Source organism: Asaia sp. Ae19-3 (genome assembly GCF_059801175.1).
The window spans coordinates 1,640,796-1,663,327 of record NZ_JBCHWF010000001.1 but is presented as its reverse complement, the minus strand read 5'-3'; the positions used below and the strand labels follow the sequence as shown (position 1 = coordinate 1,663,327).

Below are 22,532 nucleotides of genomic sequence, written 5' to 3'. Positions count from 1 at the left end.
TCTCGTGTGGAAAATCACATATTCCGGGCAGCGACGGCGGAAATCGTCGCGCCGACTGCGGCGATGGCCATCAGCAGGAAACCATCAAAAATCAGACCACCCGGTGTCATGACATGGCTGCCGATTGTCAGATGGTCAGGAATGCTGCCGACCACATGATTCATGACATCCTGTGCCTGCGGATCGGTTGAGGCGCTACCCGTGGTGATGGCCGCGAGCGCACGGGGGAGGGCCATCCAGCCAATGCCGAGCACAAGGCAGAGCGGTGCCAGAACCTCAGCCACCTGCTGGGCGAAGTAGAAGACAAAATGGCAGATTGCCCAGAATGTCGTGCGGATAAAGCCGAGTCCCGTGGACCGGCGGGTCTCACGATCTTCGCTTGCCTGGGCCAGACGTGACAGGGAAGGGCGGGACGGAGCTTCCATGGGGCGCTTTCAGCTTGTCGTAACGGGCACGGGAAAATATGGCGTCCAGTCGAAGCTGGCTACATTGTCTGTCGTTGAGGTAGCTGTCGGCGCGCCGAAATGCAATGATTGGCAAAAGCCGATCCTGACAATCACCCATTCCAGACCTTGCACGGTCACAGTCGTTCCTTGTGGCGTGCATGATATGATGGACCCCGATACTGTATGACCCTTTCAGACACGCAACTTCCCCTGATTCTTATTGTCGAGGAATCCGACAGCCAGGCACAGGCTCTGATCTCGTTGCTCGACAACGCAGGTTTTGCCGTCCGGCGCGTGGCTAGTGGTGAAGAAGCGCTCTCCTGCCTCGATAGCGGTCTGCCTGATCTGGTCGTTTCCGATTATCATCTGCCGGGCATGAATGGCGGGCAGATGGCGCGGCAGTTCCGCATGAACGCCCAGACACGTTCGATCCCGATCCTGATGCTCACCGAAGACGAGGCCCCGGGTCTTGAGCGCGAGGGGCTCGAAAGCGGGGCGGATGCTTATATCTCGAAATCCGCCCATCCCGATTTGCTGGTATTGCGCATCAGGGCTCTGCTGCGCGAGGGATCCGATTTTCTGCAGGCGGAAGAGGCCGGGCGTTTCAGGCGCGCGCGCATCGTCATCGTCACCAGTCCACGAAGCGACGATTGCGAGGAAGAAACCAGCGAGAACGCCAATTGGGCGCGCGATGCCGCAGGGGCTTCCCTTGGTGAATTGCTCTGGCGTGATGGACATACAGTTACCACGGTTACAGCGTCTAGCGAGCTGATCAACGGGGCATGGCTTGGGGGAGAAGAGGGGCCCGATTGCCTCGTGCTCGATCTCACCTCGCGCCTGCTCGATGGGGTCAATTTCTGTCGGCGTCTCGATGCGCGTCGTCAGGATGTGCTTGAGGCCGGCGGAACGTCTTTTCGCATTCTTGGCATTGTCGATGCGGATCGGTTCCGGCGTCATTCTGCGGCGGATCTGTTCGATGCCGGGCTCGATGATCTTGTGCCCAGTGATATCGCGCCGGATGTGCTCGCCTTGCGTATCAGGGTGCTGGTGCGTCGGAAGCTTGCCCAGGACGAGATCAGGCAGCAGGAAATCAAGCGTCAGGTGCGCGAGGTCGCGTTGCAGACCGCCCAGAGCGAGGCACGGGCCATTGCGGCGAAAGCGGCCATGGCGGAGGCACTGGCTCATGCCAATGCGGAGCTCGCCGATGCCAATGCACGGTTGATTGAAACGCAGGCGAAGCTCGTTCAGACTGCCAAGATGGCGTCGCTCGGTGAACTGGTGGCCGGTATCGCGCATGAGATCAACAACCCGCTCGCGTTCACGCTGGCGCATGAGGAGACGATAGCGCGTGCCCTTCGCAAGCTGATCGACACGGAAGGACCGCTTCAGCCGTCCCAGCTCACCTTGCTTGAAAAATGCGCCAATCGTATCGGGGCGATGCGTCTTGGCCTGCAGCGCATCCAGAATCTTGTCCTTAGCCTGCGCCGCTTTTCCCGCCTCGACGAGAGCGCGTTTCAGGATACGGATGTGGTCGAGGCAATCGACACGGCGCTGGCGCTACTCGCCCATAAATTTGGACGCGAAATTACGGTCGAGCGGCATTTGACCGCGCCGCGTATGCTGGTCTGTCAGCCAGCCCTGCTGCATCAGGTCGTTATGAATATCGTGAGTAATGCAGCCGATGCCATCCGGTCACGCGCCGAAGTCGAAGGGCTCGAGCCCGGGGCGCCGAGCGGCAAGATCGTGATTGAGACGGAGCTCAGGCAGAATGAACAGGGCGCGAATTACGTGATCAGCGTGGCGGATGACGGCCCTGGTGTGCCGGCTGATTTGCGCGCCAGGGTCTTTGAGCCTTTCTTTACTACCAAGCCGGTAGGAATGGGGACGGGTCTCGGATTGGCAATTGCCTATGGCGTTATCGAGGCTCATGGAGGCTCGATTGATATTGAAGATGCCAATCTCGATGGCGGTCATGGAGTAGGGGCGTGTTTCACACTTTCCGTTCCTGTGCGATTGACCCCTACCGGCCCGGTTACGATAGGACGCAGCGCATGAAACGCACAGAGATGTCTGTCCCGTACGGGCGCAGCCGTATTCTTATCGTTGATGACGAGGCGGAAATCCTCGTGGCGCTGACGGACCTGCTGGAAGACGAATTCGATATCCTGTCGAGCACGGATCCTGTCGAAGCGTTGAGTTTTCTGCAGAAATCGCCCGATATTGCCGTGATCGTCTCCGATCAGCGCATGCCGAACATGACGGGCGATGTGCTGCTCAGCAAGGCGCGCGAATTTTCGGACGCACGCGGGATTCTTCTGACCGGCTACGCCGATCTGGCGGCGGTCGTTGCCGCCCTCAATCAGGGACGCATCCAGTTTTACGCCCATAAGCCGTGGGAGTCCGACTCGCTACGCGCAATGGTGCGTGAGGTGGCCGCTCATCACAGGCTTGAGCGAGCGCTGATGACCGAGCGCGTGCTGCTGCATGGCGCGATGGAATCCGTGCCTATGAATGTCGTGTTTTCGGAAGCCGATGGCACGGTGCTGCGCCATAATTTCGACGTCGATGCCCCCGTCAACGCACGGGGCGATATCGAGGAGGATAAGCTTTTCGATGAAGCGCTTCGCCCCGAGATATCGGCCATGCGCGAGGAGGCAAAGGAGCGTGACGAGGTGATGCGTCTCGTACCCGAGACGACACCGGCAGGCGTGCGCTGGCACGAGATATCCCGTCAGACGCTACCCTGGCCACGCAATGCCTCAGGCGTGCCCTATCCTTCGGCGCAACGATGGCAGCTCAGCCTGGACAGGGACGTGACCGAGCGTCTGGCCATGGAAGAGCGCCTGCGTCAGGATGACAAGATGCATGCGCTTGGCACTCTGGCTGGCGGTATCGCGCATGATTTCAACAATCTGCTGACCGCCATGCTGGGATCGCTTGAATTGCTGCAGGATATGACGCCTGCCAGCGACCCGATGGTGACCAAACTTTTCGATAATGCACTCGACTCGGCGCGTCGGGGCACCGTGCTGACTCGACGCCTGCTGGAGTTCGGTCGTCCCAAGCCGGTGGCGCTCAAGCCTGTGGATCTGGTCGAGCTGATCTGGAGCATGCGCGACCTGATCGTGCAGAGCCTCAGCCGCCCCAGCGACCTGCGTGGCGAGACGGGGCGGTGCACGCTGGACCTCGATGCCGTACCGCGTGATCTGCCAGTTGCGCCCGTGCTCAGCGATTCGGGGCAGCTGGAAATGGCGTTGCTCAACCTGTGTATCAATGCGCGCGATGCGATGCCCAAGGGAGGGACGATCAGTATCCGCCTTGCCAGCGAGACCAATGCGGCAGGGGCTCCATGCGTCATCCTTACGGTGGAAGATCAGGGCTGCGGGATGCCGCCGGAAGTCGTGCGTCGTATCTTCGAGCCTTTCTTCACCACCAAGGGGCTTGGAAGCGGAACGGGTCTTGGTCTCTCGACCATCTATGGGTTCCTGCAGCGCAGTGGCGGCGACATCCGTGTGGAAAGCGTTCCCGATCGTGGCACGAGCATGATCGTGACACTGCCCGTCTGTGCGCCCGAAAGAGAGGATGGGGCCGTTCCCGACAGGGCAGAGACGCAGCCCTCCAGGCCCTTGCGTATTCTGTTGGCGGATGATGAGCCCGGTGTCCGACTCGTCACCGCGCAGTTCCTGACACAGGATGGTCATCATGTTGTCAGCGTGCCCGATGGCGCCGACGTGATCAGCTATCTCGAAAAGGGTGACCCAGTCGATCTGGTCGTGCTCGATCTTCTCATGCCCGGCATGGGTGGGCGGGAATGCGGGCTGATCGTGGCGGCGCGTTATCCTGACCTGCCGGTGCTTTATGTCAGTGGCTATGCCGATCCGCAGAATCTGCCTGCGCAGGCCTTCGTGCTCGGCAAGCCTTTCACCCCGCAGGAATTGCGTGAGGCGATCTGCACGACAATGCGCAAGCGAGGCTGAGGCGTAGCATCTGACAGCGCCGTGCAGTCGTGCCGTCAGAAGAGGTTTCGATCTTGTCTGACGGCGCATACGGCTTATGTGAAGGAGCATGCAGAACTCATCTTCTCCCCATGACCCTGTTGGCTGGCATGGCACCACCATCCTCTGTGTTCGTCGTGATGGTCAGGTGGCCATGGCGGGTGACGGGCAGGTGACGCTTGGCCAGACTGTCATCAAGGGCAATGCCCGCAAGGTCCGGCGTATTGGCCCGAAAGGTGCCATTCTGGCTGGTTTCGCCGGTGCGACGGCCGATGCCTTCACGCTGCTCGAACGTCTCGAAGCCAAGCTTGAGCGTTATCCTGACCAGCTCGAACGCGCCTGTGTGGATCTGGCCAAGGATTGGCGGACCGATCGCTATCTGCGTCGGCTTGAAGCCATGATGGCGGTGGCTGATGCGCATCGCTCTTTCACCCTTACTGGCAATGGTGATGTTCTGGAGCCAGAAGACGGCATCATCGCTATTGGCTCCGGGGGCAATTATGCCCTGTCGGCGGCGCGTGCCCTGATCGATATCGAGGGGCTGACGGCAGAGGATGTGGCGCGCAAGGCCATGAGAATTGCAGGCGATATCTGTGTTTACACCAACCACTCCGTTCGGGTGGAACTGCTCGGCGGGGAGACGCTCTGATGGAAATTCCGAATTACTCGCCGCGCGAGATCGTTTCCGAGCTTGATCGCTTCATCATCGGGCAGAACGAGGCCAAGCGTGCCGTGGCCATTGCCATGCGTAATCGCTGGCGCCGGGCGCAGCTTGCTGACGGGCTGCGTGAAGAGGTCGTGCCCAAAAACATCCTGATGATCGGCCCGACCGGTTGCGGCAAGACCGAAATTGCCCGCCGACTGGCCCGTCTCGCGCAATCGCCTTTTCTGAAGGTCGAGGCCACGAAATTCACCGAGGTCGGCTATGTCGGTCGTGATGTGGAATCGATCGTGCGCGATCTGGTCGAAGTCTCGCTGACCATGCTGCGCGAAGCGCGGCGCAAGGATGTGAATGCCAAGGCCGAACTGGCTGCCGAGGCACGCCTTGTCGATGCTATGACGGGCGAGGGTGCTTCGGCTGACACCAAGACCAAGTTCCGCCAGATGCTGCGCAATGGGGAACTCGAGGACAAGGAAATCGAGATTCAGGTCGGTCGCGAGGCGGGCCCGGGCGACATGCCGGAAATGGCAGGCGGCACCGTCATGAATGCGGCGGCCTTCGGCGATCTGATGAAAAATCTGATGAATCGCTCGCCGCAGAAGCGTCGTCTGACCATTGAGGCCGCGCGTATGCTGCTGATCCGCGAGGAGGCCGACCGGCTGGTCGACAGCGACGCCCTGACTCAGGACGCCGTGCGCCACGCGCAGGATCACGGCATCGTCTTTCTCGATGAAATCGACAAGGTCTGCGCCCGCTCCGGCGAGGGCGGGGGGCGCAGTGGCGATATTTCTCGTGAAGGCGTCCAGCGCGATCTGCTGCCGCTGATCGAGGGCACGACGGTCACCACCAAATATGGTCCGGTCAAGACGGATCATATCCTCTTTATCGCCTCCGGGGCGTTCCACCTGGCGAAGCCCTCCGATCTGCTGCCTGAACTGCAGGGGCGTCTGCCGATCCGTGTAGAGCTGGCAGGTCTCACCCGTGATGATCTCAAGCGTATCCTGCTCGAGCCGGAGCACTCGCTGCTCAAGCAATATGTGTCGCTGCTGGGCACCGAGAAGGTCACCCTGATTTTCGAGGACGGCGCTGTCGAGGCGCTGGCCGAGCTGGCTGCGGATATCAATGAGCGCGTCGAGAATATCGGTGCCAGACGTCTGGCAACGGTGATGGAGCGCCTGCTGGAAGATATCTCGTTCCGTGCTTCCGATTGTGGTGGTGAAACGATTACCGTCACAGCGCAGGATGTTCAGGAGCGTGTGGCTCCCCTTGCCAGCAAGGGCGATCTGAGCAGGTTCATCCTGTGAGCGGCGCGGTTCAGGCACCGTGGGTGCAGCCGGTCGACGGATCGGCAGAAGAGGCCATTGTCGCGATCAGCGACGAACTGGCCATGTTCGACGACTGGATGGATCGTTACGAATATATCATCGAGATGGGGCGAGGTTTGCCGGGTTTTCCTGCCGAGTGGCAGAATGACGCCCATCGCGTGCCGGGTTGCCAGAGCCAGGTATGGCTGGAGGCGCATGAGGCTGATGGCAGGCTGTATTTTGCCGGAGCCTCGGACGCCGCTATCGTAAGCGGGCTCGTTGCGTTTTTGCTGCGTGTCTATTCAGGACGCAGCAAGGCCGAGATCGAGGCAACAGATCCGAAATTCCTGCATGATCTGGGATTGGTGAAAGCGCTCTCGACAAACAGGGGCAATGGTGTGGAAGCCATGGCGCAAGCGATACGCGCCCGCGCCCGTGCCTGAACGAGAAAAGACCCGGCATTGCCGGGTCTTTTTGTTTCTGGTCCGGTAAAGACGCTTTCGCGTCCGGGTCAGTTCTTGCCGGGCGCGCCATCGGCGGGCGTTGCTGCCGTGGCCGCCTTGGTATCGTCCTTAGCGGCAGTATCAGCCTTGCACTTCGTGAACTTGCCTTTGGCGTCACGACATTTCTCAGCCTTTGGCTTCTCGCATTTCGTGAACTTGCCGGTGGTGGCGTCACGACAGGGCTTGGCATAGGCGACTGGTGCAGCGATCGCGCCGCACAGAAGGGTCAGGGCGAGAAATCCACGGAGCATGGCTCATTTCCTTCGTTTGAGGGTGTTGAAACACTCTGACATTATTTACGCAGGTGCAAGGGTTTTTGCCTGCGTCACAAAACCTTCCTGGCCCGACGAGCAGACACAAAAAAACCCGCCAGAAGGCGGGTTTTTCCGTTGGTCTGCTGAACCGGATCAGTTCGGCAGAGCGTAGGCGATGACGTAATCGCCCATCTTGGTGCCGAACGAACCATGGCCGCCAGCATAGGTCACGATGTACTGCTTGCCATTGACAGAGTAGCTCATCGGGGTGGACTGGCCACCAGCAGGCAGACGGTCCTGCCACAGTGTCTTGCCGGTCGTGACATCATAGGCGCGGATGTAAAAATCCAGCGTCGAGGTCAGGAAGGCGACGTTGCCAGCTGTGGTGAGCGGGCCACCGAGGCTCGGCACGCCGATCTTCAGCGGCGGAAGCTGCACGGGGAGCGAGCTGCTGTAGAGGCTGTCACGCAGCGTGCCATTGCGGTGCTGCCAGATCACCTTGTTGGTGCGCAGGTCGATACCGGCCATGTAGCCCCACGGCGGACGCTTGCACGGGATGGGCAGACCCAGCTTCGTGGTGATGGGGTTCAGGAACGGGCTGAGCATGACGGCATAAGGTGCGCCGTAGTTATGCTGCAGACCGGTCTCGCCACCGGAACCCTTTCTATTGCCATCTTCCGGCCAGAGCGGGTTACCCGGACCACGGGGAACGAGCTTCGACACGAAGGGCAGGGCGATCGGGTTGGAAATGGCGATCTGACGCTGCGGATCGACCGCAAGGCCACCCCACTCGAAGATACCGAGATTGCCCGGGAAGATAAGCGAGCCGCGTTCTGAAGGGGCAGTGAACGTGCCCTTGTAGTCGAGCTGATGGAATGCCACGCGGCAGATCAGCTGGTCGAACACGGTGCCGCCCCACATATCCTTGCCCGTCAGCAGGGCCTTGGGACGAAGGGTCAGGTCAGAGAAGGGCTGGGTCGGTGCGACGTGATCGCCCTTGACCACGTCCTGGGGAACCGGAAGTTCGGGAGCAGGCACGACCAGCTTGCCGTCACGACGATCGAGCACGAACACGTTGCCCGTTTTGGCCGGCGCGTAGATGGTCGGGATGACGGTGCCATCCTTCTGCGTGATGTCCACAAGGCTCATCTGGGCCGGCAGATCCATGTCCCACAGGTCGTGGTGAACGGTCTGGTAGCTCCAGGCCAGCTTGCCGGTATCCGCATGAAGGGCGAGAATGGCCGAGGCATAACGCTCTGCGTCAGGTGTGCGGTTGCCGCCCCACTGGTCAGGCGTCTGCACACCGGTCGGGATGTAGACGAGACCCAGATTGGCGTCATAGGACGCGGTGATCCAGGAATTGGGCGAGTTGGCGACGTATTTGTGGTCACCCGTCGGCATTTCGTTCGGATCGGGGTTGGACGGGTCGAATACCCAGACCAGCTTGCCGGTGAACAGATCGAATGCGCGTGTGACACCTGACGGCTCCTTGGTGGATCCGTTATCGGTCACGGCACCGGAGACGATGACAACCTTATCGGTCACGACCGGAGGCGATGTCGGCTCATAGCCGCCAACATGGTCATACGGCATGAAGGGCGTGCGTAGATCGATTTCGCCATTCTTGCCGAAGCTCGGGCAGGCCTTGCCTGTCTGGGCGTCGACGGCAAACATGCGACCATCATTGACCGGAAGGAAGAGGCGCTCATGGCACTCATCCGGCGCGGGCGTCCCATCGGACGTCACGGCGCTGGCGTCGGATTTGTGATAGGTCACGCCACGGCAGGTGAGATGCTGGAAGCCGGGGTTGACGTAGAGATGGGGGTCGAACACCCATTTCGTCTTGCCGGTTGCACCGTCGACAGCCCAGAGCTTCTGGTGAAGCGAGCAGAAATACAGCGTGCCATCGACTGCCAGCGGTGTGGCTTCGTTGGTGGCTTCGCCCGGATCGTTCGGCCCCTTTAGATCGCCCGTACGCAGGGTCCAGGCAACCTTGAGCTTGCTCACATTGTCCGAGTTGATCTGCGTCAGCGGCGAGAAACGATCGCCATACTGGGTACGGCCATAGGCATGCCAGTCACCATCGGGCACCTGCGACGCATCGCTGCCTGCAGCGGCGATCTTGTCTGTCGGCAGGTTGCCTTCCTTGTCGCCCGGGTCCTGCACGAACGCGACGATCACGACGATCAGGGCGAGAAGAACGCTGCCGGCGAGGGGGAAGGTGGCCAGGCGGCTCGTGGTGATCTGCCGGCTGACGAAGGGCAGAAGCAGCCAGATGCCGAGGATGACGATGACGTCACCGCGGGGGACGAGAGACCAGAAATCGATGCCGATTTCGCCAATCGCCCAGGCAAGGGAGCCAAGGATGATAAGGGTGTAGAGCCAAAAAGCCGCCGGGCGGCCGGTCCAGACAAGATACGCGGTGGCCAGAAGGGCTATACCGCAGACTGCATAATAAGGGGTGTCGCCATAGCTCAGGAGCCAGACACCGCCGAGTGTCAGATAGATGCCAACGAGGGCAAATATGACGGCGGTGAGGGCTGCCCAGAACCGCGGCCGGGAAACCGTGTTCATGCGTCGTCCTATATGAGGTTTCGTGGTCGGAAACGTTGTGAAAAGAGACCGCGTGGTAAAAGGCGCAAATGTTGATCTACGTCAAGAACGTCCCACATCATGGTTAAGGTCCCGTCTAACCTAAAGTAAATGTTTATGCGCGTTAAAACGGGTTGTGCGGAGGCAAGATATCCTATAGGTGCCCCCTTTCGAACGCGCGTCCAGGCGATGGTAGGGCATGCCTGGCCGCTTGGTGGTGGTTGCGAGTGATTGCGACAAGCTGCCTGATATGTCGAGAGGAGAACGAAATGCCCAAGATGAAGACCAAGTCGTCGGTCAAGAAGCGGTTCAAGATCACCGCGACCGGCAAGGTGATGTGCGGTCCCGGCAACAAGCGCCACGGCCTCATCAACCGTCCGCAGAAAATGAAGCGCACCAATCGCGGCCCGCAGACCATGACGGACATGGATGCGAAGACCGTGAAGCAGTGGGCCCCCTACGGACTGGCTTGAGGAGCAATATAAATGGCACGTGTTAAGCGCGGCGTAACGACGCACGCCCGTCACAAGAAGGTTCTGGATCTCGCCAAGGGTTACCGCGGCCGGTCTTCCACCAACTATCGTATCGCTCTTGAGCGCGTCGAGAAGGCTCTTCGTTATGCCTATCGCGACCGTCGCAACAAGAAGCGCGATTTCCGCGCTCTGTGGATCCAGCGTATCAACGCTGCCGTTCGCGAGCAGGGCCTGACCTACAGCAAGTTCATCAATGGTCTTGCAAAGGCTGGCATCGAAATCGACCGCAAGGTTCTGGCCGCCATCGCATTCGATGACGCAGCAACTTTCGCCGAAATCGTGAAGCTGGCGCAGATGGCTCTCGAGCAGCCTGCCCAGGAGCAGACGGCTCAGGCCTGATCTGCCGCTTTTCGGATTTGCCGATTTGCAGATTTGATAGAAAACGGGTCGTCCTGTATCAGGACGGCCCGTTTTCTTTTTTGACGGCACCACCAGACGAACGATGGGACAGGCAGTGATGGGCGATGATCTGGAAGCGCTGAGAAGCGAAACTCTCGAAGCGTTGGCGCAGGCGCAGGATCACGCCGCCTGGGATGCCATTCGTGTCGGTGTGCTGGGCAAATCCGGCCGCCTGACACGACTGCTCAAGGAACTGGGCAAGATGAGCCCGGAAGAGCGCAAGGAACGCGGTCAGGCGCTGAACCGCCTGCGCGATGCGCTCAACACTGCGGTCGAGCAGCGTGGCCAGGAAATTGTCGAGGCAGCCCTCGAATCGCGTCTGAAATCCGAGCAGGTCGATGTGACCCTGCCGGCACCGGCGACTCCGCTCGGTCTTGTCCATCCGATCAGCCGCACCATTGAGGAAATGACGGCCATTTTCGGGGCGATGGGATTCAGCGTTGCCGAAGGGCCGGATATCGAGTCCCAGTGGCATAATTTCTCGGCGCTCAATACGCCTGACCATCATCCGGCACGCACCGAGCACGATACGTTCTATCTGCCCGCCACGCATGAAGACGCTCCGGCGCGCGTGCTGCGCACCCAGACATCTGGCGTTCAGATTCGCACCATGCTGACCCAGGAACCGCCCATACGCATCATCGCGCCCGGCCGCACCTATCGCGCCGATCATGACGCCACCCATTCGCCGATGTTCCATCAGTGCGAAGGGCTCGTTATCGACAAGGGCATCACGCTTGGTCATCTCAAGGGCTGTCTGATCGAGTTTCTTCGCGTGTTCTTCGACAAGCCGAATCTGCCGGTGCGTTTTCGCGCGTCGTATTTCCCGTTCACCGAACCCTCGATGGAGGTCGATATCGGCTGGTCGCGCCAGACGGGCGAGATCGGCGGTGGCACGGACTGGCTGGAGGTTCTGGGGTCGGGCATGGTGCATCCGCGTGTTCTGGCCAATTGCGGCCTTGATCCCGCCATCTGGCAGGGCTTTGCCTTCGGAATGGGAATTGAGCGTCTGACCATGCTCAAGAACGGCATTCCCGATCTACGTTCCTTCTATGAGAGCGATTTGAGATGGCTGCGCCATTACGGCTTCTCCTCCCTGTCTTCCGCCAGCCTCGCAGAAGGAGTCTGAGACCATGAAATTCACTCTTTCCTGGCTGCGTGAGCATCTCGATTTCACCGCATCGCTCGACGAGATCCTGAGCGCCCTCAACACGATCGGTCTTGAGGTCGAAAGCGTCGAAAATCCGGCTGACAGCCTGCGCGGATTTCGTGTTGCGAAAATTCTCGAAGCGCATCGCCACCCCGATGCCGATCGTCTTCAGGTCTGCGTCGTGGCCGCTGGCGGCGACTATGAAAAAGTGCAGGTCGTTTGCGGCGCTCCCAATGCACGCACCGGGCTGCATGTGATTTTCGCCCCGCCGGGCACGTATATCCCGGGAAGCAATATCACCATCAAGGCTGGCAAGATTCGCGGTCAGGAAAGTGGCGGCATGCTCTGCTCGCTGCGTGAGCTGGGTCTGGGCGCTGAGTCAGACGGTATTGCCGAACTGCCAGAGACGGTCGTGCTGGGTCAGGCCTATGCCGATTATGCAAAGCTGGACGATCCGGTGATCGATATCTCCATCACCCCCAATCGTGGTGATGCGCTAAGCGTACGCGGCATTGCCCGCGATCTGGCAGCCTACGGAATAGGTCATCTCAAGCCTTGGCTTGTGGAGACGGTCGAAGGTCATTTTCCTTCCCCGATTTCATGGAATATTCAGTATGAAACGGCTTGCCCTTTCATCGCAGGACGACTGGTTCGCGGTGTAAAGAACGGCCCGAGCCCCGACTGGCTGCGTCAGAGGCTGGAGTCGATTGGGCTGAAGCCCATCAGCGCGCTGGTGGATATCACCAATTTCCTTACCTTCGATCTCGGACGCCCGCTTCATGTCTTCGATGCGGCAAAGATCAGCGGGACGAGTCTGTCCCTGACGCGCGCTGCGCGTGAGACTTTCCGCGCGCTTGACGGACGCGATCTGGTGCTCGGCACCGATGATCTGGTCATTGTCGATCAGGCTGGTGTTCAGTCTCTGGCCGGCTTGATCGGCGGTGAATCGACGGGCGTCTCAGACGAAACCTGCGACGTGTTCATCGAAGCAGCTCTTTTCGACCCCGTGCGCATCGCTCTGACCGGGCGCCGTCTTGCTGTGCACACGGATGCGCGTCAGCGTTTCGAGCGTGGAATCGACCCGGCACTGGTGCTGTCGGGGCTCGAGGCAGCAACACGGCTGATCCTGTCGCTTTGCGGCGGCGAGGCGAGCGAAGTGACCACTGCCGGAAATCTTCCTGACTGGCATCGCGAGGCCTGGCTGCGTTTCGAGCGTCTCGAAAGCCTTGGCGGCGCACAGATCGAGTCCGATGAGGCGTTGCGCATTCTCGAGCATCTGGGCTTCGAGGTGAAGGAGCGCGACGACGCACGTGCCTGCTTTGCCGTGCCGTCATGGCGTAACGATGTGGCCATGGGGGTGATGCTCGACCAGGCGCCGCATCTCGACCCGGATCAGGCCCGGACGGCAGCGTCTTCCGTTCATGCCATTGAGGCCGAGAACGACCTGATCGAGGAAGTGCTGCGTATCCATGGTCTGGATCTGATTCCGCCACAGGCCCTGCCGCAAAAGACCGCCATTGCGGGCCCTGCCTTGACGCCCGCCCAGAAGCGTCTCGGCGAGCTGCGCCGACTCTGCGCGATGCGCGGCCTTGTCGAGACGGTCGGATTCTCTTTCGTCTCGCATGAAGATGCGCTCCTGTTCGGTGGTGCTCCGGAAGGGTTGCGTCTGCTGAACCCGATCGCTTCCGATCTCAACCAGATGCGCCCGACACCTCTGGTCAATCTGGTGCGTGCCTGGCAGCGCAATGCGGCGCGCGGCTTTGCCGATGCTGCCCTCTTTGAGATTGGACCGTCCTTCCATGCCGATGGTCAGAAGCTGGTGCTGGCAGGTCTTCGTGGCGGTGAAACGCCGCGTCGCCCCGGTGCGCGGGCTCAGGCAAGAACGCTCTGGGATGCCAAGGCCGATCTGATGGCGGCACTGGATGCGCTGAAGCTCCCAGCCGAGGCGCTCAGCATCACAACTGATGCGCCGGGCTATTATCACCCTGGCCGTTCGGGCGTCGTGCGTCAGGGGCCCAAAATGGCTCTCGGTTGTTTTGGCGAGCTGCATCCCCGGGTGACCCGGGCGATGGGGATCGATGGCACGCTCGTTGTCTTCGAGATCTGGCTCGATGCTGTACCGCTACCGAAGGTGAAGCGTCGTCAGGCACCCTCTCTGTCTGCCTTCCAGCCAATCAGCCGTGATTTCGCCTTCATCGTGGCGCCCGGTGTCGAAGCGCAGGCTGTGCTCAAGGCAGCGCGCGGGGCGGAGCGGGCGCTCATTACCGATGTCAGCCTCTTCGATGTTTATGAAGGGGCGCCGCTCGAAGCCGGTCATCGCTCCCTCGGCATCGAGGTGACCCTTCAGCCGGTCAAGGCGAGCCTGACTGATGAAGAGATCGACGCCGTGTCCGAGAAAATCATCGCTGCTGTTGCCAAGGCAACCGGCGCAACCCTGAGGCGCTGAACGCTCATGCCCCATTCGCTCATCGCCCCTCGTGTCATCTGGCTTCTGGCAGGTGAGGCCAGTGGCGATGTGCTCGGGGCCCATCTCATGCAGGCGTTGCACGCGCGCGACCCGCATCTGATCTTTGTCGGGATCGGCGGACCACGCATGGAGGCTCTGGGGCTCAACAGCCTGTTCCCCATGCGTGATCTGGCCGTCATGGGACTGGTCGAGGTGCTGCCTCGAATCAGGCAGCTATCGCAGCGCCTCAATGAGGCGGTGAATGATGTGGTGCTGCGTCAACCGGACATGATCGTCACGATCGACTCCCCCGGTTTTGCCCTGCGCTTTCTCAAGCGGCTACGCGATCAGAATGTACCGAAGATCCATTATGTCGGCCCTCAGGTCTGGGCCTGGCATGAAAAGCGCGTCCATAGCTTTCCCGAACTCTGGGACAGGCTGCTCTGCCTTCTGCCCTTCGAGGTCGAGTGGTTTGCCCAGCGTGGGGTGGCGGTCGATTTCGTAGGTCATCCTGTTCTGCAATCCGGCGCCGATCAGGGCGATGCGAAGCGCTTCAGGCTGCGGCATGGGCTGAGCGATAAGGCGCCCGTGCTGATCCTGATGCCGGGTAGCCGTCGCTCGGAAGTGCCGCGCCTTCTGCCAGTCTATGGCCGTATGCTGTCGCTGCTGAAGAAGCGCCTGCCGGATATCTGCCCGGTGCTGCCGCTCTCTCCTCTCGTCGCCCAGACAGTGAAAGCCGCTGTCGCGAAATGGCCGGTCAAGCCGATCATCGTAACCGAGCTGCATGACAAGCATGATGCCTTTGCCGCAGCCGGGGCGGCGCTGACGAAATCGGGCACGTCAACGCTTGAGCTCGCTCTGGCTCATGTGCCCATGGCGGTCGCTTATCGCGTAAACCCGGTGACGGCGTTCATGGCGCGCCGCATGATAAAGGTGAAATATGTCGCCATGGTCAATCTGCTCGCCGGCCGCGAGGTGGTGCCTGAACTGCTTCAGGAACGCTGCACGCCAGAGCATCTTGCCGATTCGGCCTATGCGCTTCTGACTGATCCCGCTCTGGGCAAGGCGCAGAAAACCGCGTTCGACGCCGTCATGGCCCAACTCAGACCGACGGAATCGGACAAGCACAACGGAACGCCTTCCGATGCTGCAGCGGAAGCTGTACTGCGAATTTTGAACGAAAAGTCACGCAGCGCAGGCAAAGACGTAACCGCAGAGCGGGAGTAGCGCCCCCCTAGTGGCTTTTGCCGTAGAGCACCTCGGCCGAGATTTCGGGGGCGGTGGTATCGCGCAGCCCCTCGGGCGTGACTTCGTGATAAAAACAGCTTCGGCGTCCGGTGTGACAGGCGACGCCTTTTTGCTGAACAAGCACCAGCACGGCATCGCGGTCGCAGTCGATACGTGCAGAAACGAGATGCTGCGTCTGACCCGAACTCTCGCCCTTGCGCCAAAGCGCGTTGCGGCTGCGTGAGAAGTAGCAGACCCGCCCTGTCGTAAGCGTTTCAGCCAGAGCCTCGCGATTCATCCAGGCGAGCATCAGGATCTCATGCGGCGCCTCTGCAGACTGGGCAATGGCGGCAATCAGCCCATCCTTGTCGAATTTGACCGTATCGAGGATGCCTTCCAGCGTCTGCTGGTCGGGGGGGGAGTAGCTCATGGTGTCTCTTCTCTGAACCAGTCTGGTCGTTGGGGGGTGAGGGTCAACCCCTCATGCAGGATGTCTTTTGACCAGACTTCGCGCCGCAGGAGGGCGAGGCCGTGCGTGCCGATGCTGCTGCGCATCTGACCGATCTCGCGATCGCCCTCCATCAGCAGCGTACCGGGTGGCGGCAGGGTGTGATCGCTGCGTACGGGCACAAGGCGTTTCTTGACCAGCCCGCGATAATGGGTGCGCGCTGTGAGCTCCTGACCCATATAGCATCCTTTCTGGAAGGAAATGCCGTTGAGCCAGTCGAAATTGGCTTCGATCAACAGGGTCTTTTCAGTTTCGCAATCGCTTGAATCGGTCAGGCCAAGGGTCAGGCGGTGGCTGTGATAGGCGTTGAGGGCCTCGGCGTTGCCTGCGCTCTCAGCCGGGGCAATACGGCGAGAACCGGCCGTGTCGAGCCTCGGATCAGGCCGTGCATCGCTGGCGGTTTCGCCGTCCCAGAGCGCCTCGACGGCAAGGGTAGTCTGTTCGATCAGGACATCGGCCCGCAGACGGAAGCGCGAAAGCCGCGTGCAGAGAAAGGCCGCGTGATCTGCGGGGACATCGAGGTGAAGAACATCGCCACTATGCCAGATAAAGAAATCCGAGAGGTAACGCCCCTGCGGCGTCAGAAAGCCTGACCAGACCAGTTTTTCAGAATCAGCCAGGGTTACGTCATTCGAGACGAGCCCCTGTAGAAAGCTCACCCTGTCCTGACCGCTTACGGAGAGGACCGAGCGATCCGTGAGCCATGCTCTTGCCATTATGGTTCTCCATTTCGGACAGTATTGATAGGAGATGCGGATTGCAGCGTCATGAAACAAGAGAGAAGATGTGAACGCGACGCATAGGTTATTCGCACGTTAGGTTGTCAACGCAAGTCATTCCCCTCGGAAGGGGAGATCCTGGGAGGCGTGATTCTTGCCTGTTTCCGAGATTATAGATCCGGCTGATCCGGAAGCCGAAACAAGAAGGCGCCGTTTGATCGAGCTCGTCGCCCCCATTCTTGGGGTTGTGCTCGTTATTGTGGTGATCGTCATCGTTACGCTGCACTCCTACCACAAGACACGCAATGGCGTGATCTCGCTTTCCCAGGACCTGCTCAGCGAAGAACAGAAAAACATCACGCAAGAAGTGTCGGATTATCTCGCGCCAGCTCCGGCGACCGCCATCGTGGCACGTGATCTGCTGACCGACCCTGTCACCGATGAACCTCCCCGGGTCTTCCTAGCGTATGGCGCCTCCATGCTACGCAATGTCACCCAGGTTGAAAGCTTTTATCTGGCTGATGATCGCGGGTCCTTCTGGTTTATTGATCGCGCCCCAGAGGCAATCAGCGATGGTATGGAATGGGTGCATCTGCTGCGCGACAAGAACGTTTTCCGACACTGGTATTACGACAAGGGCGGCAAGCTCGTTCGCGTCATGGATACGCCGGGAAAGGATTATGACCCGCGTCAGCGCCCTTGGTACAAAGGGGCCTTCGAGCATCCCGATCTGAACTGGTCCGATCCTTATCCGACCGTCGCGACCGAGCAGCTGATTGTTACTGCAGCGAGCGTTCTCCATACATCTGACGGTCATCAGGCAGTTTTTGCGATCAATATTTCCCTTAACCGGCTGACTGATTTCCTTGCGGCCATCAAGATCGGAAAAAGCGGCAAGGCGGTCGTGGTCGACAAGGAAGGCCGCATGATAGCGGGCAATAATCTGCTGGATGTGGCACGCAAGGCCGATTGGCAGTTTGACAAGATGCTGCTCGATCCGCAGACGCAACCCGTCTTCACCAGAGCGCTCTCCCTGTTCCACATCTATGGCGCGGGGGTACACCTCATCAAGGCGCATGACACGCAGTATGTCACCATCATGGCCTCGCTGCACAAGATAAGGCCGGGTTGGGTCTTGCTGCTGAATGCGCCCGAAGACGATTTTGCCGCCTTTGCGGCGGCCGCTGGACGACAGGGACTTCTCTTTTCGCTTGTGATTGTTGTGCTTGCCGCGCTTCTGGCGGGTTTTCTGGTGCGTCAGAATCGCAGGACCGAGCGTCTGCGCCGGCAGATCGGCTTTGAGCGTGCGCAGGTGAAAGCCGAGAGCCGGGCTCTCAATGCGATGGCGGGGACACCTCATCTTCTCGATCCGACGCAGGACGCCCCCTTGCTCACCCAGAGACTGGCTGAACTCGCAAAGGCAAGACGTGTGGGGTTCTGGCGCTCCGTCGGTGACGATGAACGGCTGCTTTGCGAGGATTCCTATGACAGTGCTACCGAAGCGCATAGTGCTGGCATGGAGTTGTCGCATAGCGATCTGAAGAACTTCTTTACGCAATTGATGGCAGGCGAAGTGATCGAGAGCGATCATGCCGCAAGTCAAGAAGGCCTGCGTACGTTCCAGCGCATGGTCATGGCGCAGATCGGCTCAAAATCGGTCTATATCCAGCCCATCCTCGCGCGCGGCCTTGTTATCGGCATGGTCGTGCTTGAAGATGCGATCCGGCCCCACGCAGTGTCGCATATCATCGCCATTGTTGCTGAGGTCGCGGCCATACGGTTTGCGGCCATGCGCGAAGATGAAAGCAGTACCGCAAAGCCGGCCCCGCAACGCCGTGAGGAATCCGCGAGCATTAAAGCGCGCCTGAGCGAGGGGTTTATCGCTGCGCCAGAGAGGCGGGGTGCCGGTGAGCTTGCCTCGGGTCAATACGCCATGGTGCCTGTCGCAACGGTGCTGTTTCAGGACTCCACGACCGAAAGCGACGTTGCCCTGATTCCGATCGTGCAGGATCTCGTCGAAAAATTTCAGGAGGTGGTCCAGCAGCAGAATCTGTTTTCCGCTCAGGTTCTGGGGAGCCGCCTCGTTCTGATCGGCGGGTGTTCGCAGGAGCCTGATCCAGAGGCCGCGCGTCGTGTGGCCGATGCGCTTCTTGCGTTGCGCGAGCTGGCTCTGATCACTTTGTCCGATGCCGATCTGACGCCCAATTTCCGGATCGGCCTTGATGTCGGCCGTGCCTTCGGAGCAACGCTCGGCAAGGAGCCGGAGGTGTTCAACGTCTGGGGAGAGGCGCCGCAAACGTCCGAGCTTCTGGCAGTCAGCGCACCCGATGCGGGCACTATCCAGGTATCCGAAGCGGCCCATGCGCTGCTGCGCGATTTTTATCTCTTCCGACCGCGCGGCATGTTTTATCTGCCTGCCTTGGGTATCACCAATACTTATGTGCTGGCGGCGCGGCGGTGAGAGAAGAGCTACCTTTTTATCGGCGCTTTCTGCACCGTCTGGGCGGGCTGACGCGACGACAGCTTCGCTTCACACTCATGCTCGTCGGCGCAAGCTGGGGGGTTGTGCGAGAAGCATCTCGCCCCACCTCATGGCGTCGCACCGTCATCTACGAGTTCAAGAGCACGCTGCGTCAGTCGGCAGGAGGCGGGCTTTTCAGCACGCTCTTTACGGCAGCGCTGACGGGGTTCGGCATTGTGGCGCAAGCTATCTACTGGCTCGGCATTGCGGGAATGGCGGATACGACGGATTCCCTCCTTGCGACGGTTCTGGTGCGTGAAATCGCGCCTGTTTTGGTCGGCATCATCCTTCTCGGCCGGAGCGCCATGCTCAGCCTGACACAGCTTGGGCAGTTGACGATCGGAGGAGAGCTTCGTGCACTCCAGGCTCAGGGCATCGATCCGTTTCTGACACTGGTAATGCCGCGCGCTCTGGCGACAATGCTCGCTTCGTTCACACTTGGCGTTGTGTTCAGTGTTATCGCGCTTTCAGTGGGTTATGGCGTATGCAGACTGCACGCCATCATCACGATGCCACTCTGGACGTTTCTTTACGACATTGTCGGCGCCATGAAGCCGATCGATTATATCGGCATTCCGCTCAAACTGGTTCTCAGCGGATTTCTGCTCAGCCTGGCTACCCAGCTGACCGGTCTCGACGCCACGCGCAGCGATACGCTGGCAACGCTGCTGCCGCGTGGCTTTGCCCGTGGCATTATGGTGATCATGATCGTGAATGTCATTCTCGGGGTGGCTGTCGCATGAGCGATGATCTTTCTGCTGTGCTGGAATTGAGAGAAGCCCTGCCGGTTTTTGAAGAAAGCGGACTGGCGTCTATTCCTTATTCTTTGCGTCTCATGCCCGGCGATTGCCTGTTGATCGCCTGCCGCGATCCGCTGCGGGCGACGCGCTTTGCCGATCTGTGTAGCGGATTGACGCCACTCGTGTCGGGTCATGCACTGTGTCTGGGCCTTGATTGGGAGAAGCTCGCCGAGACGCGCGCCTGGGCGTTGCGTGGCAGGATCGGGCGGGTGATGCAGCAGGGGGCATGGATCGATCTCTTCGGGACCGATCTGAACATCCTTGTCCAGCAGCTGCATCACACGCGCACGCCGACGCAGGATCTCGTTGATGAAGCGACGGCTCTGGCCCGGCGCTTCGGACTTCCGGGTTTGCCAAGCCTGGCGCCCGGCAGGCTGAGCAAGGCTGACCGGGCAAAGGCTGCCTGCGTCAGGGCCTTTCTGGGGGAGCCACGCCTGCTCCTGCTGGAAGACCCTGTCGAACAGGAGAATGCCGATATGATGACGGCCTTTCTTGCCGAACTGACCGCAGCACGGGAACGCGGCTGTGGTGTCATCTGGTTCTCGCGGGAGCCGGAACTCTGGCATGGCTACAATGCCATGGGCACACAGCGTTTCAGATTGCTGGATGAAGGTCTGATGCCAATGAAGCAGGTGGTGTGATGTTTCGCGTACGCTCCAATTCCGAGGCCGATGGCCGTTCACGACCGCTGATGCGTATCCGCTACGCAGATGAATGGGTCGGCATTCTCGTGATGGCGACATTCGGTCTGTTCATTTTCGCGATCATCGAGGCGGGTGTGCTGCGCGACTGGCTGACGCCTTCCGGCAAGCTGCATTTCAACCTGCCTGAAAGTGGCATCGCCGGGCTCGCCGTCGGTAACGATATCGAGCTCATGGGCATTCGTATCGGGTCTATCCGCTCGGTAAAGATCAACCCGCATGGCAACATGTATGCGATTGCTGATATTGATCCGCAGTTCGAGCCCTATATCCGCAAGGACAGTCGCGCGATCATCCGTCATCGCTTTGTCGTGGCCGGCGCGAGCTATATCGAGCTGGAGCGCAGCAAGGGGCCGGCAATGGACTGGGAGTTTGCCGAGCTGGAGGCTACGGTCGAGCCCAACCCTGCCGATATGATCACCAAGACCATTGCTGATATCCGCGCTGGTATGATGCCCAGCCTGCATAATGCCGACAGGATCATGGCTGATCTGGCAACGGTCACGAACGCCATTCGTGCAGGGAAGGGATCGGTTGGCGGGATCATCATGGATGACAAGCTGCTCAACCATGCCGATGACGTTCTCAAGTCGCTGCAGGACTCAATCGAGCGTCTGAAGCCCATCGAGGCACAGGTTTCGGGCGTGCTGAAGCAGACCGAAGGCACAATGAGTAATCTGCGCTCGAGCAGCAATGACGTGAAGAAGGCCACGCCGCAACTCAAGGAGACGATGGCGCATATGAATGAGGCGAGCGCCCAGCTTCCCGCTCTGCTGACCCAGGCCCAGGCAACGGCGAACAGTCTCAAGAAACTGACCGACCAACTGCGCAGCCTTTGGATTCTGGGAGGCAGCTCAGGCAAGGCAACGCCGCGCAAATTGCGCGCCGGAGATATCAAGCCATGAGATCCCAGATCCGAGGATACCGGGCTCTTGTAGCGGTCAGCGCTCTTGCTGGTCTGACTGCCTGCGGCGGCGCGGGCGATCATGGCGGGGTACGCACCGATCAGGACTACGCCAATGCCATGGATGTCGGGCGCGAAGCGTTCGACATGACCCGAGCCGAACAGGCCCGGGCGCAGTTCCAGACGGCTTATGATCGTGCCCTGCTGCGTGACGATGCCGTGGCGATCGACGATGCAGGCTATAATCTGGCCGTGGCGCAGCTCGGAATGGGCGACCCTCAGGCGGCTCTGGGCACCGTTGCGGAGACGCATCGTGCTCTGACTCTGCGTGGGGCGACGGCTGGCGCAGAGCTGGAGCTTGTTGCGATGGCGGCCTATTGTCGCCTTGGTCAGTATCAGGCAGCCCTTGAGGCTGGCGGGCGTATTCAGACCAGCGATCCGGCATTGGGTGAGCGGCGCGCCTTCCTTACGGGGCTTGCTGCAGATGGGCTGGGGGATGTGAAAACTCTCGCCAGCGCGCGCGATGCCCTGCCGCATTCTGCCAAACCGCCTTTGCTCGAACAGGCCGATCGCGCTGAAATCGAGTCTCGCCTGGCGCTGCGTCAGGGAGCCTATGACGAGGCCGAGAACGAGGCATTGAGGGCTGTAACCCTGCGTCGGGATATTCTGGATTATCGCGGTATGGCGCGCGGTCTCGACTGCGCAGCCAATGCGGCAAGAGGGGCAGGTCAGTTGAACAAGGCCGCTTCCTATGCCCAGCGCGCCGCTGAAAGCCGGGCTGAGGCTGAAAAGAAGCCCTGAGGCCGTTCTCTTGCGGTCCTGTTGGGACGCCCTGTTGAACCGGTAGCGCCCGCCAAAGGCGGACGAAC

21 protein-coding genes are annotated in these 22,532 nt (G+C 60.3%); 16 read left to right on the top strand and 5 right to left on the bottom strand.

Annotated elements, in window-relative coordinates; genetic code table 11:
* Positions 1-14: 14 nt before the first annotated feature.
* The gene (locus AAID99_RS07180) at positions 15-425 is read right to left on the bottom strand and encodes a hypothetical protein (protein ID WP_188425919.1); all 411 of its coding nucleotides are present in this window, start codon (positions 423-425) and stop codon (positions 15-17) included.
* Between AAID99_RS07180 and AAID99_RS07175 the strand changes: the two genes are divergently transcribed.
* The 6 genes from AAID99_RS07175 to AAID99_RS07150 all read left to right on the top strand — a co-directional run bounded on the left by AAID99_RS07175 (position 424) and on the right by AAID99_RS07150 (position 6,849).
* A complete protein-coding gene (locus AAID99_RS07175) occupies positions 424-633 on the top strand; it encodes a hypothetical protein (RefSeq protein ID WP_188425918.1) in 210 nt (69 codons plus the stop codon). The genes AAID99_RS07180 and AAID99_RS07175 overlap by 2 nt on opposite strands.
* Positions 630-2,501, top strand: coding sequence for a response regulator (locus AAID99_RS07170; protein WP_188425917.1), 1,872 nt, complete (start codon positions 630-632; stop codon positions 2,499-2,501). The genes AAID99_RS07175 and AAID99_RS07170 overlap by 4 nt, the downstream gene beginning before the upstream one ends.
* The gene (locus tag AAID99_RS07165) at positions 2,498-4,423 is read left to right on the top strand and encodes a response regulator (protein WP_498493526.1); all 1,926 of its coding nucleotides are present in this window, start codon (positions 2,498-2,500) and stop codon (positions 4,421-4,423) included. The genes AAID99_RS07170 and AAID99_RS07165 overlap by 4 nt, the downstream gene beginning before the upstream one ends.
* Positions 4,424-4,511: 88 nt before the next feature.
* Positions 4,512-5,090 carry an ATP-dependent protease subunit HslV gene (gene hslV, locus AAID99_RS07160; protein WP_188425916.1) on the top strand — a complete coding sequence of 193 codons (579 nt, stop codon included), beginning with the start codon at positions 4,512-4,514 and terminating at the stop codon, positions 5,088-5,090.
* A complete protein-coding gene (gene hslU / locus AAID99_RS07155; RefSeq protein WP_498493525.1) occupies positions 5,090-6,406 on the top strand; it encodes an ATP-dependent protease ATPase subunit HslU in 1,317 nt (438 codons plus the stop codon). The genes hslV and hslU overlap by 1 nt, the downstream gene beginning before the upstream one ends.
* A complete protein-coding gene (locus AAID99_RS07150) occupies positions 6,403-6,849 on the top strand; it encodes a SufE family protein (protein ID WP_498493524.1) in 447 nt (148 codons plus the stop codon). The genes hslU and AAID99_RS07150 overlap by 4 nt, the downstream gene beginning before the upstream one ends.
* Positions 6,850-6,917: 68 nt before the next feature.
* Here AAID99_RS07150 and AAID99_RS07145 read toward each other — a convergent pair whose 3' ends face one another.
* Positions 6,918-7,160, bottom strand: a complete 243-nt coding sequence (locus AAID99_RS07145) for a hypothetical protein (protein ID WP_498493523.1) — start codon at positions 7,158-7,160, stop codon at positions 6,918-6,920.
* A 156-nt stretch (positions 7,161-7,316) separates the two neighbouring features.
* The gene (locus tag AAID99_RS07140) at positions 7,317-9,737 is read right to left on the bottom strand and encodes a glucose/quinate/shikimate family membrane-bound PQQ-dependent dehydrogenase (RefSeq protein ID WP_332362535.1); all 2,421 of its coding nucleotides are present in this window, start codon (positions 9,735-9,737) and stop codon (positions 7,317-7,319) included.
* 287 nt (positions 9,738-10,024) lie between these two features.
* Here AAID99_RS07140 and rpmI point away from each other — a divergent pair, with 287 nt between their 5' ends.
* The 5 genes from rpmI to lpxB all read left to right on the top strand — a co-directional run bounded on the left by rpmI (position 10,025) and on the right by lpxB (position 15,510).
* Positions 10,025-10,228 carry a 50S ribosomal protein L35 gene (gene rpmI / locus AAID99_RS07135; protein WP_023978115.1) on the top strand — a complete coding sequence of 68 codons (204 nt, stop codon included), beginning with the start codon at positions 10,025-10,027 and terminating at the stop codon, positions 10,226-10,228.
* Positions 10,229-10,240: 12 nt separating this feature from the next.
* Positions 10,241-10,627 carry a 50S ribosomal protein L20 gene (rplT, locus tag AAID99_RS07130; protein ID WP_147094196.1) on the top strand — a complete coding sequence of 129 codons (387 nt, stop codon included), beginning with the start codon at positions 10,241-10,243 and terminating at the stop codon, positions 10,625-10,627.
* 118 nt (positions 10,628-10,745) lie between these two features.
* Positions 10,746-11,816: a phenylalanine--tRNA ligase subunit alpha gene (pheS, locus tag AAID99_RS07125; protein ID WP_498494276.1), complete on the top strand. Its 1,071-nt coding sequence runs from the start codon at positions 10,746-10,748 to the stop codon at positions 11,814-11,816.
* Positions 11,817-11,820: 4 nt separating this feature from the next.
* Positions 11,821-14,283, top strand: coding sequence for a phenylalanine--tRNA ligase subunit beta (pheT, locus tag AAID99_RS07120; RefSeq protein ID WP_498493522.1), 2,463 nt, complete (start codon positions 11,821-11,823; stop codon positions 14,281-14,283).
* A 6-nt stretch (positions 14,284-14,289) separates the two neighbouring features.
* Positions 14,290-15,510, top strand: coding sequence for a lipid-A-disaccharide synthase (gene lpxB, locus AAID99_RS07115; protein ID WP_498493521.1), 1,221 nt, complete (start codon positions 14,290-14,292; stop codon positions 15,508-15,510).
* Positions 15,511-15,517: 7 nt separating this feature from the next.
* On the opposite strand, the gene hisI is transcribed toward lpxB, so the two are convergent.
* A complete protein-coding gene (gene hisI, locus AAID99_RS07110; protein ID WP_498493520.1) occupies positions 15,518-15,940 on the bottom strand; it encodes a phosphoribosyl-AMP cyclohydrolase in 423 nt (140 codons plus the stop codon).
* A complete protein-coding gene (ygfZ, locus tag AAID99_RS07105) occupies positions 15,937-16,734 on the bottom strand; it encodes a CAF17-like 4Fe-4S cluster assembly/insertion protein YgfZ (RefSeq protein ID WP_498493519.1) in 798 nt (265 codons plus the stop codon). The genes hisI and ygfZ overlap by 4 nt, the downstream gene beginning before the upstream one ends.
* 217 nt (positions 16,735-16,951) lie before the next feature.
* Here ygfZ and AAID99_RS07100 point away from each other — a divergent pair, with 217 nt between their 5' ends.
* From AAID99_RS07100 to AAID99_RS07080, 5 genes are read left to right on the top strand one after another with little or no spacing between them, the layout of a single operon-like run.
* Positions 16,952-19,198 carry an adenylate/guanylate cyclase domain-containing protein gene (locus AAID99_RS07100; protein WP_188425908.1) on the top strand — a complete coding sequence of 749 codons (2,247 nt, stop codon included), beginning with the start codon at positions 16,952-16,954 and terminating at the stop codon, positions 19,196-19,198.
* Complete coding sequence (locus AAID99_RS07095) at positions 19,195-20,001, top strand: MlaE family ABC transporter permease (protein ID WP_498493518.1); 807 nt, start codon at positions 19,195-19,197, stop codon at positions 19,999-20,001. The genes AAID99_RS07100 and AAID99_RS07095 overlap by 4 nt, the downstream gene beginning before the upstream one ends.
* Complete coding sequence (locus AAID99_RS07090; protein ID WP_188425907.1) at positions 19,998-20,699, top strand: P-loop NTPase family protein; 702 nt, start codon at positions 19,998-20,000, stop codon at positions 20,697-20,699. Before AAID99_RS07095 ends, AAID99_RS07090 begins: the two co-directional genes overlap by 4 nt.
* The gene (locus AAID99_RS07085; protein ID WP_267312559.1) at positions 20,699-21,664 is read left to right on the top strand and encodes an MlaD family protein; all 966 of its coding nucleotides are present in this window, start codon (positions 20,699-20,701) and stop codon (positions 21,662-21,664) included. The genes AAID99_RS07090 and AAID99_RS07085 overlap by 1 nt, the downstream gene beginning before the upstream one ends.
* The gene (locus AAID99_RS07080; RefSeq protein ID WP_498493517.1) at positions 21,661-22,464 is read left to right on the top strand and encodes a hypothetical protein; all 804 of its coding nucleotides are present in this window, start codon (positions 21,661-21,663) and stop codon (positions 22,462-22,464) included. Before AAID99_RS07085 ends, AAID99_RS07080 begins: the two co-directional genes overlap by 4 nt.
* Positions 22,465-22,532 lie beyond the last annotated feature (68 nt).